11 protein-coding genes are annotated in these 14361 nt (G+C 35.1%); all 11 read left to right on the plus strand.

Annotation, left to right across the window (positions count from 1 at the left end):
- Positions 1 to 107 precede the first annotated feature (107 nt).
- The 11 genes from GXM17_RS17150 to queA all read left to right on the plus strand — a co-directional run bounded on the left by GXM17_RS17150 (position 108) and on the right by queA (position 14307).
- The gene (locus tag GXM17_RS17150; protein WP_163400604.1) at positions 108 to 1253 is read left to right on the plus strand and encodes a pyridoxal phosphate-dependent aminotransferase; all 1146 of its coding nucleotides are present in this window, start codon (positions 108 to 110) and stop codon (positions 1251 to 1253) included.
- A gap of 189 nt (positions 1254 to 1442) precedes the next feature.
- Positions 1443 to 2300, plus strand: a complete 858-nt coding sequence (locus tag GXM17_RS17155) for a prephenate dehydrogenase (protein ID WP_163400605.1) — start codon at positions 1443 to 1445, stop codon at positions 2298 to 2300.
- A gap of 11 nt (positions 2301 to 2311) precedes the next feature.
- Positions 2312 to 3394: a bifunctional 3-deoxy-7-phosphoheptulonate synthase/chorismate mutase type II gene (locus GXM17_RS17160; protein WP_163400606.1), complete on the plus strand. Its 1083-nt coding sequence runs from the start codon at positions 2312 to 2314 to the stop codon at positions 3392 to 3394.
- 255 nt (positions 3395 to 3649) lie between these two features.
- On the plus strand, positions 3650 to 4627 hold the full coding sequence (rsgA, locus tag GXM17_RS17165; RefSeq protein ID WP_163400607.1) for a ribosome small subunit-dependent GTPase A: 978 nt from the start codon (positions 3650 to 3652) through the stop codon (positions 4625 to 4627).
- Between the two features lie 150 nt (positions 4628 to 4777).
- The gene (gene dtd / locus GXM17_RS17170; protein ID WP_163400608.1) at positions 4778 to 5230 is read left to right on the plus strand and encodes a D-aminoacyl-tRNA deacylase; all 453 of its coding nucleotides are present in this window, start codon (positions 4778 to 4780) and stop codon (positions 5228 to 5230) included.
- A gap of 63 nt (positions 5231 to 5293) precedes the next feature.
- The gene (locus GXM17_RS17175) at positions 5294 to 7201 is read left to right on the plus strand and encodes a DUF3857 domain-containing protein (RefSeq protein WP_163400609.1); all 1908 of its coding nucleotides are present in this window, start codon (positions 5294 to 5296) and stop codon (positions 7199 to 7201) included.
- Between the two features lie 31 nt (positions 7202 to 7232).
- The gene (locus tag GXM17_RS17180; RefSeq protein ID WP_163400610.1) at positions 7233 to 9254 is read left to right on the plus strand and encodes a transglutaminase family protein; all 2022 of its coding nucleotides are present in this window, start codon (positions 7233 to 7235) and stop codon (positions 9252 to 9254) included.
- Entirely contained in the window at positions 9254 to 11227 is a 1974-nt protein-coding gene (locus GXM17_RS17185) for a DUF3857 domain-containing protein (RefSeq protein ID WP_244307427.1), read from the plus strand. The genes GXM17_RS17180 and GXM17_RS17185 overlap by 1 nt, the downstream gene beginning before the upstream one ends.
- 2 nt (positions 11228 to 11229) lie before the next feature.
- The gene (locus GXM17_RS17190) at positions 11230 to 11556 is read left to right on the plus strand and encodes a nucleotide pyrophosphohydrolase (RefSeq protein WP_012022600.1); all 327 of its coding nucleotides are present in this window, start codon (positions 11230 to 11232) and stop codon (positions 11554 to 11556) included.
- A 134-nt stretch (positions 11557 to 11690) separates the two neighbouring features.
- Entirely contained in the window at positions 11691 to 12914 is a 1224-nt protein-coding gene (locus tag GXM17_RS17195; protein WP_163400611.1) for a 3-phosphoshikimate 1-carboxyvinyltransferase, read from the plus strand.
- 343 nt (positions 12915 to 13257) lie between these two features.
- Positions 13258 to 14307, plus strand: a complete 1050-nt coding sequence (gene queA / locus GXM17_RS17200) for a tRNA preQ1(34) S-adenosylmethionine ribosyltransferase-isomerase QueA (protein ID WP_163395267.1) — start codon at positions 13258 to 13260, stop codon at positions 14305 to 14307.
- Positions 14308 to 14361 lie beyond the last annotated feature (54 nt).

Raw genomic sequence — 14361 nt, forward strand, 5'->3', positions numbered from 1 at the left:
TTCAGTTTTAAAAGCCTTCGACTCCGCTCAGGGCGACAGAAGAGTTAAAAGTCGAAAAATAAAACATGAAGCTAACGTCGTAAAGCCTAAAGCAAAAAATAAAAATAATGATTACAACAGCAAAAAGATTAGACACAGTTGAAGAATACTACTTCTCATCAAAACTGAGAGAAGTTCGACAACTCATGTCTGAAGGAAAACCGATCATCAATATGGGAATCGGAAGCCCTGATTTGAGTCCGTCGAAAGCAGTAATTGAAGCGGTAGCCTCCGCCATTCAGGACGAAAACGGGCATGGGTATCAGAGCTATCAGGGATTACCGGAAATGAGGCAGGCGATGGCAGATTTTTATCAGGATCAGTTTGGTGTTGCAGTGAATCCGAATAATGAGATTTTACCTCTGATGGGTTCGAAAGAAGGAATCATGCATATTTCGCTTGCATTTTTAAACCCGGGCGATCACGTTTTAATTCCGAATCCGGGTTATCCGACTTATACATCGGTAACCAATTTGGTAGAAGCAGTTCCGGTTTATTATGATTTGAAGGAAGAAAATGCATGGGAACCGGATTTCGAAGCTTTAGAAAAACTGGATCTTTCGAAAGTTAAAATAATGTGGCTGGGATATCCGCACATGCCGACAGGAGCTAGAGGAAGTTTAGCGTTATTTGAAAAACTGGTTGCTTTTGCTAAAAAACACAACTTATTACTGATCAATGATAATCCGTATAGTTTTGTTTTGAATGATAATCCGATGAGTTTATTGCAGGTTGAAGGTGCAAAAGATGTGGCTTTAGAATTAAATTCACTGAGTAAAACATTCAACATGGCGGGCTGGAGAGTCGGAATGGTTTTAGGAAATCCTGAAATTATCGATGCGGTCCTAAAAGTAAAAAGCAACATGGACAGCGGCATGTATTACGGAATTCAAAAAGGAGCAATTGCAGCTTTGAAATGTGATAAATCCTGGTTTGAAGACCAAAACAAAATTTACAGACGCCGTAGAGAATTAACTGAAAAGTTAGCAGAAAAATTAAACTGTAAAGTGTATAAAGAAGGAGTTGGCTTATTTGTTTGGGCCAAACTTCCGGAAGGAATTGAATCAGCAGAGAAGTTCATTGACGAAATATTATATGAGAAACATATTTTCATTACACCGGGAACCATTTTTGGTAGTAACGGTGAAGGTTATATCAGATTCTCATTATGTGTGAAAGAAGAAAAAGTACAAGAGGCAATAGACAGGTTTTAGTCATTGCGAGGAACGAAGCAATCACACTAACAATGATTCAGCAACTGAGATTGCTTCGTTCCTCGCAATGACAAAGTGTCTTGAAAAAACGAGAAGCCCTAGCCCTGATAGAAGCGGCATCCTTTTATGGCGGGGTTCGCCATAAAAGATACAGCGGATAGCAGGAAACAGCTTCTAATAAAAAAGAATATGAAAGTATACGTAATAGGAATAGGATTAATAGGCGGTTCGATGGTGCTGGACATCAAAGAAAAGCATCCCGCTGCGACTATTTTCGGAATTGACAATAACGAAAAACATTTGCAGCAGGCGATTGATTTGGGCGTTATTGATGAAGCGGGAAGCTTTGAGGATTTGCAAAAAGCAGATTTTGTAATCGTATCCGTTCCGGTAGATGTTGCGCTGACGGTTTTGCCTAAAGTTCTGGATGCCGTTGGAGATAAGACGATTGTCTTTGAAGTAGGATCGACCAAAAAGCCAATTTGCGATGCAGTAGCAAATCATCCAAAAAGGAGAAATTTTATTGCTACACATCCAATTGCAGGGACAGAGTTTTCAGGACCATCGGCAGCAATAAAAGGTTTGTTTAATGGAAAGACGAACATTATCTGTGAAGTAGAAAAAACCGCTTTCAAACTGCAGGAAAAAGCATTACAGCTTTTCAGCGAAATAGGAATGAGGATTCGGTATATGGATCCCGTTTCACACGACAAACACATTGCTTACGTTTCGCATTTATCGCACATTAGTTCGTTTATGCTTGGGAAAACAGTAATGGTTAAAGAAAAAGACGAACAGGATATTTTTGATATGGCGGGAAGTGGATTTGAGAGTACCGTTCGTCTGGCAAAAAGTTCACCGGCAATGTGGACACCGATTTTTAAACAAAACAAAGAGTACGTTCTGGAAACCTTAGAAGGGTATATCGCAAATTTAACGCAGTTTAGGGATTTGCTGGCAGATGATAATTATAATGCCATTTTTGAAGAAATGGAAAGCGTCAATAAAATAAGAGAAATATTAAACGGAATAACAATAAAAAAGTAAACTATAAAACGATGGAAAATAAGAAAGAAATGAGAAAGTGGTTAGAGGATTTCAATTTAGATCACCCACTTGTGATAGCTGGACCTTGTAGTGCAGAAACTGAAGATCAGGTTTTGAAAATCGCTCACGAACTGAAAGATTCAAAAGTTAGTGTATTCAGAGCCGGAATCTGGAAACCAAGAACGCGTCCGGGAGGATTTGAAGGTGTTGGCGAAATTGGTTTGAAATGGTTGCAAAAAGCAAAAGCTGAAACTGGTTTATTAATGGGAACTGAGGTTGCAACTGCAGCGCACTGTAAATTAGCTTTAGAACATGATATCGACGTTTTATGGGTTGGTGCACGTACAACTGCAAACCCTTTCGCAGTTCAGGAAATTGCTGATACATTAAAAGGAACTGATAAAATTGTTTTGGTGAAAAACCCTGTAAACCCGGATTTAGCTTTATGGTTAGGTGGTGTTGAGCGTTTACACATGGCTGGAATCGAGAAATTAGGAGTAATCCACAGAGGTTTCTCTACTTACGAAAAAACAAAATACAGAAACATTCCGGAATGGCAGATTGCTATCGAATTGCAAAATAAATTCCCTGATTTACCATTGATCATCGATCCATCCCACATTACCGGAGATCGTAAAATGATTTTCGAAGTAACTCAGGAAGCTTTAGACCTGAACTACGACGGTATGATTATCGAAACTCATATCGATCCGGACAACGCCTGGTCTGATGCTGCTCAACAGGTTACTCCGGATACTTTGAAACAAATCATCAAAGATTTGACTATCAGAAAAACGGATGATACTACAGATGAGTACAGCCAGAAAATGACGAAACTAAGAGCTAATATCGACGTTCTGGATGCTAACTTATTAGAGTTGTTAGGAAAACGTATGAAAGTTGCTGACGAAATTGGTCAGGTTAAAAAAGATGCTAACGTTGCAATCCTTCAAAACAGCCGTTGGAACGAAATCTTAGGAAAAATGATTTTAGAAGGTGAGAAAAAAGGTCTTACTGAAGAGTTTGTTTTAAAAATGTTCAAAGCAATTCACCAGGAAAGTATCGGTCACCAGGAGAAAATTTTCAACGCATAATTTTCTTTAATCCTATAAGTGATATAAGTTAATTTAAGTTTTTTAAAAGCTTTGTTGATAATTTTAATTATATCACGACATTAAAATTAATTGTTTTTTAAAAATCCCTATTGCTTTGAAGGAAGTGATGGGGATTTTTTTCTTATAAAAAGTTACTGTCTATATTCGCTTATATAACTTATATGGTTTAAATTATTCATTTATCTTTGCAAAGAATTTAGGTTTAATCTAAAATCAGCAATCTAAAATTAAAGAATGACAGGAACCGTCTATAAATCTACAGGAAGCTGGTACACCGTAAAATCTGAAAGTGGAGATTTTGTGGAATGCCGTATGAAAGGGAAATTCAGAATAAAAGGCATAAAAAGTACCAATCCTATTGCTGTAGGTGATATTGTCGATTATGAATTAGAAGAGACCTCAGATGCGGTGACGGGAATGATTCATACTATTCATGAAAGGAAAAACTATATCGTTCGTAAATCGGTTAACCTTTCGAAACAGATTCACATTATTGCCTCTAACATTGATCAGGTTTTTTTACTGGTTACGATTGATAATCCTCCAACAACTACCAGTTTTATAGATCGTTTTTTGGTTACTGCCGAAGCCTACGGAATTGAGGCTATCCTGATTTTTAATAAAATTGATACTTTAACGGAACAAACATTAGACGATCAGCTTTATTTGCAGCACATTTATACTGAAATAGGATATAAATGTCTCCGAATTTCATCCACAGAAGATAAAGGAGTTGATAAGCTGAAAGAGATGATGATTGGCAAAGTGAGTATGTTTTCCGGACATTCGGGAGTTGGAAAATCAACTTTGGTCAATGCGATGGAACCAAGTCTTCATCTAAAAACTACAGTAATTTCAGAACAAAGCAAACAAGGCCAGCATACCACTACTTTTGCCGAAATGTATGATCTGTCTTTTGATGCCAGAATCATAGATACTCCGGGAATCAAAGGTTTCGGAATAGTTGATATGGAGCCGACCGAAATCAGCGGTTATTTTCCGGAATTTTTCAGATTAAAAGATCAGTGCAAGTTTAACAACTGTTTACACAAAGAAGAACCGCATTGTGCCATCAAAGCAGCTTTGGAAAAAGATGAAATAGCCTGGTCGCGTTACAACAGTTATCTTAAAATCCTCGAAGGTGATGATGAACATTATCGTACGGATACTTATGGTGAGGACCGGGCAGCGAGTGATGAAACGAGGAAATAAAAAATTAAATTCCAATTTTTTAAATTCCAACTTCCAAAATGAACATGATGGCAATTGCACTGTAGAGATGCACTGTAGTGCATCTAAACGTCAGAAATAAAATCTGTTTAATCCTTTAATGATTGGTGTCAAACCACAATTCACAGTTTAATGAAAGTAGTAATTCAGAGAGTCTCAGAAGCATCAGTAACCGTTGAAGGGAAAAAAGTTGCCGATATTCAAAAAGGTCTTTTAGTCTTAGTTGGAATCGAAGATGCAGACACGCAGGAAGATATCGACTGGCTTGCCGGTAAAATAATAAAAATGAGAATTTTTGGAGATGAGAATGATGTCATGAATTGTTCTGTTCAGGATATTGACGGAGAAATTATTGTCGTAAGTCAGTTTACACTTCACGCTTCCACTAAAAAAGGAAACCGCCCTTCGTATATAAAAGCCTCAAAACCAGAATTTGCAATTCCGATGTACGAGAACTTCGTGAAAGCATTGGAAAAAGAATTCCAGAAGAAAATACAAACCGGAATTTTTGGTGCAGATATGAAAGTCAGGCTGTTAAATGATGGTCCCGTAACTATCACAATTGACAGTAAAAACAAGGAATAAAAAACAACTAAACATTTGTTAAGAATTTCTAAAAATATCTATATTTGACGAAAATACTTACTAATGAAGACTCCTTGTTACTCGTTACTTCTTTTCTTATTTACTTTAATTTCTTCAGCCCAAAAAAGCACTTATCTTATCTCTTCAATTAAAGACAGTCTGAAAGAAAATGCTAATGCAGTTGTGCGTTTAGATCAAATGGATATCATCATCGCTTCCCAAAGAAGCATGAACATCAAAACCCAGAGAGTTGTATCGGTTTTAAATGAAAAGGGGTTAAGTGATATTGATGCGTATCAGCATTACGATAAATCCACTTCAGTAAAAAACATCGAAGCCATTGTTTATGATGCATTAGGTACCGAAATCAAAAAGATTAAGCGAAAAGATTTTAGAGACCAAAGTGCTGTAAGCGGAAGTACTCTTTTTTCAGATAATCGTGTTCTTTATTTAGATTATACACCGGTTTCGTATCCTTTTACAATTGTTTACACCAGTGAAACCGAAACCTCAAATACGGCTTTTATACCCCAATGGTACTTTTTGGGAGGATATTACGTTAGTGTTGAAAAATGTGTGTTGAATGTTACTTTTCCTGGTAACCTTGGGTTTAAAAAGAAAGAGTTTCATTTTTCAGAATTTAATATCAATAAAACGGTTGATACGGATACCAGACTAAGCTATGAGGCTGTAAATATTTTAGCTCAGAAAGCAGAAGATCTTAGTCCGTCTTCGCGCGATCTTTATCCAAGAATAATGATGGGCCTTGAAAAATTTCATTTAGAAGGGGTAGACGGAACAGCAACAACCTGGGAAGAATTCGGTAAATGGTATGGTGATAAAATTTTATCAGGTACAACAACATTGCCGGAAGAAACTAAAATAAAAATAAAAGCGCTTGTTGGAGATGAAAAAGATCCGGTAAAAAAAGCTAAAATTATTTACGACTACGTACAGAAAAAATCCAGATATGTAAGTATTCAGGTTGGGATTGGCGGCTGGAAACCAATGCTGGCGACTGATGTTGACCGTCTGGGATATGGCGACTGTAAAGCATTGTCCAATTATACGAAAGCACTTTTGCAGACGGTTGATGTCCCTTCGTATAATACCATTTTATATGGCGATCGTTATAAGTCCAATATACAGTCTGATTTTGTCTCAATGCAGGGAAACCATATGATACTGGCAGTTCCAAACGGAGATAACTATACTTTTTTAGAATGTACAAGCCAGGATGATCCGTTTGGATATCAGGGGACATTTACAGATGACCGTGATGTTTTGGTAGTAAAACCTGAAGGAGGTGTAATTGTCAGAACTAAAATATATGAAGACAAAGGAAATTCTCAAACCGATAAAGGAAGTTATAGTATTGATGAAAACGGCAATCTTTCCGGTCATATTTCAATAGCTTCTGAAGGTTCTCAGTATAGCTCAAAATCCAGAACTGAAACTTTACAGCCTACAGAAAAAGAAGCCCATTATAAAGAATATTGGAGTAAGATCAATAATTTGAAATTGGGCAAAGTTACATTTACTAATGATAAAGAGAATATTCGTTTTACTGAAGATGTTCAAATTACAGCGACAAATTATGGTGTGATTTTGGCCAATAAAATGATTTTTCCGGTAGATGCTTTTAATCAAAGTAAAAGCAATATCAAGCGCATCCGAAACCGTAAAAATCCCTTTCAGATCCAACGTGGTTATTTAGATACCGATGAAATTGAAATTAACCTTCCTACAGGTTTTTCTATTGAATTTCTGCCTTCAAACTTTGAATTAAAAGGAAAATTTGGAGAATATAAGACTGAAATCATCAAAAAGGAAAATAACAAACTGACCTATAAACGCTCCATGTTTTTAAACAAAGGAAAATATTCCAGCAAAGAATATGATGAATACCGCCTTTTTATGGAACAAATTTCAAGAAACGATAATGCGAAAATCATATTAGCAAAGAACTAACCAAAACCAAATCAAACCAAAATCAAACCAAATGAAATTTATTAAATTTTACATTCTTCTATTTCTATTCTTTATTTTTTTCAAAACAACTGCTCAGGATTTTAGATTAGGAAAAGTATCTGTTGCAGAATTAGAGCAAAAGATACATCCAAAAGATTCTTCTGCGGCAGCAACAATATTATATAAAAAAGGCTCAGCCAGAATTGAATATGATACTAACGACGGATTTATTTTAGTAACAAAGGTAGATACCCGCATTAAAATTTATAAAAAGGAAGGATACAATTGGGCGAACCAGGGAGTAGTATATTATATTGGGAGTAACGATTCAAGGGAAAAAGTTGACTTTTCAGATGTGAATACTTATAATTTGGTAAATGGAAAAGTTGAAAAAACAAAGCTTAAAAGTGATGGAATTTTCACTGAAGAAGTAAACAAATACAGAGCAAGAAAGAAAATTACAATGCCTAATGTAAAAGAAGGTTCTGTTTTAGAATTTAGTTATACAATTAGAACAGGAAACATTGGAATGATGAGAGAATGGGCTTTTCAAACCAATATTCCGGTAAACTATTCTGAGTTTGTAACCTACATACCGGAATATTATGTTTTTAATGTCAGACAAAAAGGATATGTTTTTCCTAAAGTAACGGTTGAAAAACAACCAAAATCAATAACTTTCACAAACAAGGAAAGATCTGGTGGCGGATGGTCTAATACGCAAACAACTTTTTCTACAAGCAAAGTTGATTATACTGAAACACAGACTACTTATGTTGCTCAGGATTTACCAGCCATGAAAGAAGAATCTTTTGTGAATAATATAGATAATTATACCTCGAGTTTAGAACAGGAGCTCTCAATGGTAAAGTTTCCAAACAGTCCAATGAAAATGCTGTCTACAGACTGGAATTCTGTTGCAAAGACAATTTATGAATACGATGATTTTGGTCCTGAATTAAATAAAACCGGATATTTTGAAGATGATTTGAAAACATTGCTGACAGGAATTACAAGTCCTGAGGAGAAAATACTGATTATTCTGAATCACGTTAAATCAAATGTAAAATGGAATAAATATTACAGTTACTGGTGTGATAAAGGCGTTCGTAAGGCATATCAGGAAAAGTCAGGTAATGTAGCCGAAATAAATTTAATGCTGACAGCCATGCTGCGTTATGCAGGCCTAACTGCAAATCCTGTTTTGGTAAGTACGCGGGATAACGGAATTTCATTATTTCCTAACAGAACAGCCTATAATTATGTAATAGCAGCGGTTGAAACAGATACAGGTAATATTTTGCTGGATGCAACCGACAAATTCTCCTTACCAAACGTTTTGCCTATGAGAGCTTTAAACTGGAAAGGTAGGCTGATTAGAAAAGATGGTACTTCGGATGAAGTAGAATTAATGCCTAAAAAGCCATCGGGGGATATTGTTTTTATGAGCTATAATGTTGATGCAGATGGTAAAATTACAGGAAAAGCCAAAAGACAGTGTTCAGACTATAATGCGATGATTTTCAGGGAAAAGATAAGTGGTCAAAAAGAAGAATCCTATCTTGAAAAATTAGAAAACGATAATAAAAAAATAGAAATAAGTGAATATAGCAGGACAAATGAAAAAGAACTGCTTTTGCCGCTTTCAGAAACTTATTCTTTTACCGGTTCAAATTTATGTGAAAGAATAGGTGATAAAATTTATGTATCTCCAATGCTGTTTTTTACCAATGAAAAAAATCCTTTTAATCAGGAAACAAGGGAGTATCCGGTTGATTTTGGTTTTCCATTTTTAGACAAATACAATATAACAGTTAAAATTCCGGATGGATTTGTCGTTGAATCATTGCCTGTTCCTGCGGCCATGAACATGCAGGATAATTTAGGTGCTTTTAAATTTAATATTGCGGCTAATGAAAATACACTTCAAATGGTTATTTCACACCAAATTAATGAAGCAATTGTATCAACACAGCAATACGAAATGCTTAAAGAATATTATAAAGCAATGATTGCGAAAGAAAGCGAGAAAATTGTTTTAAAGAGAATTTAATGATGACATTTCGAACTATAATCATAGCCATATTATTGATTTGTAATTTTATTAATGTCCAAGCCCAAAATTATGAGCTGGGAAAAGTTACAATTGCCGAGTTAGAGCAAAAAGTCCATCCAAAAGACACTTCAGCTGTAGCTGCAATTTTATTTAAAAGGGGAAAGACTTTTTTTACTTATACAGGCGGAAGAGGTTTTACGGCTAATAATGTATATGAATTCAGAATCAAAATTTACAGGACAGAAGGTTTAAGCTGGGCAAATCAAAAAGTTTCCTATTATGTGGGGTATGAAAATCTGGGTGATGATAGTGTTAAATTTTCAAATGCCGTAACGTATAATCTTGAGAACGGCGCAATTGTAAAGACAAAATTAGAGAGTGAAGGCCACTTTAAAAATAAAATAAATAAATACTGGAATCAAGAGACCATAACGCTGCCTAACGTAAAAGCAGGCTCTGTTATAGAATTCAAATATATCCTGAGGTCAGAAAATATTGTCAGGCTTCCTGATTTTGATTTTCAATATGATATTCCGGTTAATTTTTTTGAATACAAAACCGAAATCCCGGAATTTTTTCTTTACAAAACATTGCTAATTGGAACTACAAAAATTCAAACTAATGCTGAAGTTGTTGGAAGCACACAAGTTTATGCGAGCGGTTATAAACAAATTAATAGTCTTTATACGTTTAAGGATATTCCGGCACTCACAAATGAAAAATTTGTTGACAATATAGAAAACTACAGAGGTTCAATACAAAATGAATTAGAGAGAAAAAGATTTCCTGATATGCCGGTTGTAGATTATACAAACACATGGGAAGGGGTTGCAACTACAATCTATAAAAATAAAGACTTTGGAGAGGAGCTTAAATTAAAAGATTATTTTTTAAATGATCTAAAAGGATTATTGCAAAATGTAGATTCTCATGAAGAACGTCTAAATGTAATTTTTAAGTTTGTACAGAATAAAATGAACTGGAACAAAGAAAAAGGCTATTATGTAGACAAAGGGGTTAAAAAAGCATACGAAGCCAAAACCGGAAATGTTGCTGAAATAAATTTTATTCTGATTGCAATGCTCAAAAGTGCCGGTATTAATGCAGATCCGGTTTTAGTTAGTACACTTGAAAATGGTATTCCGGTTTTTCCAAACCGAACTGTTTTTAATTATGTCATTGCACAGGCTGAAATTGGCGGAAAGAAAATTTTACTGGATGCGACAAATAAGTTTACAGCGCCTAATATATTGCCGTTAAATCTTTTAAACTGGAAAGGAAGACTTATCAAAGAAGATGGTTCTTCAGAAGAAGTCGAAATGATTACTTCAGTACCTTCCAAAGACAATTATAATGTAACCGCAGCTATAAATCCTGTTTTAGGAAAAATTGAGGGGCAGTTGAGGATAAAAAGATCTGATTATTCAGCTTTCAATTTTAGAGAAATAAATTCAGGTAAAAGTGAAGATTCTTACCTTGAAAAATTAGAAAATGATTTAAATAAAAGCGAAATCACAGATTACACAATTGAAAACAAAAAAGAGGATTTATCGAAACCTGTTGTTGAAAACTTTAGCTTTACATTAAACAGCCCGTATGATATTATTAATGGTAAAATATTTCTAAAACCATTACTTTTCTTTACAGACACTAAGAACCCATTTGTACAGGAGATAAGGCAAGCATCTATTTATTTTGGCTACCCACACCAGTATGTCTATAACTTTTCTTTTGAAGTGCCTGAAGGTTATGCTGTGGAATCTCTGCCTAAGCCTAAGAGAATTTCACTTGAAAATAAAGAAGCCTCTTTCTTGATTAATACAGTTTCTGATGAAAATAAAATCATGGTTCAGGTTATAAAAGAAATAAACAAACCTATTTTTGCAGCAGAAGATTATGATATGCTGAAAGAGTTTTTTCAGAAAATAATCGTCAGTCAAAATGAGAAAATTGTCCTTAAAAAAGTATAATGATGGATTTGAAAAATGCACAATTAGACGTTGACACCTGGATAAAAGAGCACGGTGTCCGATATTTTAATGAGTTAACCAATATGGCACAGCTTACAGAAGAAGTAGGTGAAGTGGCCCGGATTATTGCCCGCAGATATGGGGAACAATCCGAAAAAGAAAGTGATAAAAACAAAGACTTAGGCGAAGAACTGGCCGATGTAGTTTTCGTAGTTTTATGTCTGGCCAATCAAACAGGTATCGATTTGCAGGCGGCTTTTGATAAAAAAATGGATTTAAAATCGGTTCGGGATAAAGATCGTCACAAAAACAACGATAAACTGAAATAATTGTGAAATATCACTCCTAAGTTTTGAATTATGAGTTTTGAATTTTGAATTATGAATGGGGAGTGGTAAATTGCGCGTCTGAATTACGTTTCTGATCATTCATAATTCATAATTTACAACTTATAATTATAAAAATGAATTTATTACTTCAAACCAATCATAAAAATTTACAAGGCCAGATTGCGGTTACAGGATCAAAAAGCGAAACCAATCGGTTATTACTTTTAAAAGCTTTGTTTCCAAATATTACACTTGCCAATACTTCCAACTCTGATGACAGCGAGGTAATGCAGAAAGCCTTAGTCGGGAATGACGAGATTGTAGATATTCATCATGCCGGTACAGCGATGCGTTTTCTAACGGCTTATTTTGCAGTAAATGAAGGGCGTGAAGTTGTAATGACAGGTTCAGGCAGAATGCAGGAACGTCCGATAAAAATTTTAGTTGAAGCTTTGGCGCAGTTAGGCGTGGAAATTTCATATGAAAAAGAAGAAGGATATCCGCCAATCAGGATCAAAGGAAAAAAAGTTACAGCTTCAAAAGTAAGCCTGGCTGCAAATGTCAGCAGTCAGTATATTTCGGCTCTTTTGTTAGTGGCTTCAAAATTAGAAAACGGCTTAGAACTTACATTAGAAGGCGAAATTACTTCGATTCCTTATATCAAAATGACTTTGGCTTTGCTGGCTGATTTAGATATCAAAACAAGTTTTGAAGGAAACGTAATAAAAGTATTCCCTAAAGAAGCAGTTGAATCTAAAGAAATGGTTGTTGAATCAGACTGGAGTTCGGCTTCTTATTTTTTCAGTCTTGTAGCTTTGGCCGATGCTGCAAAAATAACTTTGAGCAGTTACAAAGCAAACAGCCTTCAGGGAGACTCCGAGTTGGTTTCTCTTTATGAAAAAATGGGTGTGAAAACGACTTTTCAAAACAATAAAATGACTTTGGAAAAAGTGGTTGGATTCAATTACGAAGATGTGAATTTCGATTTGAACAATACACCAGACATTGCTCAGACCATTGTTGTCACCTGTTTAGGTTTAGGAATCGGCTGCCATTTAACTGGTCTGCATACTTTAAAGATTAAAGAAACAGACCGACTGGAAGCTTTAAAAACTGAGCTTACAAAATTAGGTGCCAATATTTCGGTAACGAATGACAGTCTGACTTTAGGACTTTCGGATACGATTAATCACAATGTGAAAATTGCGACTTATAACGATCACCGTATGGCAATGGCATTTGCCCCTTTAGCACTAAAAGTGCCAATTATTATCGAAAATGCCGAAGTAGTTTCAAAATCATATCCGGATTTCTGGAATGATTTAAAAGCATTAAATTTCGAAATTTCAGAACTTTAGTTTTTAAACCATTTAAGTGATATAAGTTCATTTAAATAAAAATGAGCATAATTTGAATAGCCTCCGGTTTTTAACTGGAGGTTTTTTTATGATTAGTTTTAGGCTTTAGCCAAATAAAAAATACTCGCTAATTTTCAGGAATTCAAATTAAATGGACTTATATCACTTATATGGTGAAAAAAAACGTTTCCAATGCTGCTGTAAACCCTCAGTAAATCAACGGCTTTTGAAAATAAACAGCAAAATACTTGACAACGCCTGTCTCACAATCGTATATTTGCATCCGATTTACAATTTTAGATACAAAATCTAAAATCTACACTCTAAAATCAATAATTCAAATATGAAATTATCACACTTCAATTTCAATTTACCGAAAGAACTTTTGGCTGAATTCCCGGCAGAAAACAGAGATGAATCTCGTTTAATGGTAATTGACCGTAAAAAAAATACAATTGAACATAAAATGTTTAAAGACGTAATCAACTATTTTGATGACGGAGACGTTTTAATTCTAAATAATACAAAAGTTTTCCCTGCACGTTTGTACGGAAACAAAGAAAAAACCGGAGCAAGAATTGAAGTTTTCTTATTGAGAGAACTAAACTCAGAACAGCGTCTTTGGGATGTTTTGGTTGATCCGGCACGTAAAATCAGAATTGGTAATAAACTATATTTTGGTGACGACGATTCATTAGTTGCTGAGGTAATTGATAACACGACTTCCCGTGGTAGAACATTACGTTTTTTATATGACGGTTCTTATGAAGAATTCAGAAATAAACTGACAGAACTTGGAGAAACTCCAATTCCTAAATATATCAACCGCGAGGTAACTCCGGAAGATGCAGACAGATACCAGACTATTTATGCAAAAGAAGAAGGAGCTGTAGCAGCACCAACTGCTGGATTACACTTCTCTAAACACCTTTTGAAAAAGCTGGAAATCAAAGGAGTGAACTTTGCTGAAGTAACTTTACACGTTGGTTTAGGAACTTTCAACCCGGTTGAGGTGGAGGATTTGTCTAAGCACAAAATGGATTCTGAGGAATTAATCATAACTCAGGAAGCTTGTGATATCGTAAACGAAGGAAAAGCAAAGAAAAAACGTATTTGTGCAGTAGGAACAACTTCTATGCGTGCCATTGAAAGTTCTGTTTCTTCTGCAAATACTTTGAATCCTTACGAAGGCTGGACAAATAAATTTATTTTCCCTCCTCACGATTTCAGTATTGCAAACTGTATGATTACAAATTTCCACACTCCAAAATCAACATTATTGATGATGATTTCTGCTTTTTGTGGACATGATTTAATGAAAAAAGCTTACGATGAAGCAATCAAAGAGGGATACAAGTTCTATTCTTACGGAGATGCGATGTTAATTCTTTAATTAGAATTTATCTTATAAAAAAGACCCGACGAGTTTCTGAGACTTGTCGGGTTT

It is taken from the genome of Flavobacterium fluviatile (assembly GCF_010645065.1).
Classification (GTDB): Bacteria; Bacteroidota; Bacteroidia; order Flavobacteriales; family Flavobacteriaceae; genus Flavobacterium; species Flavobacterium fluviatile.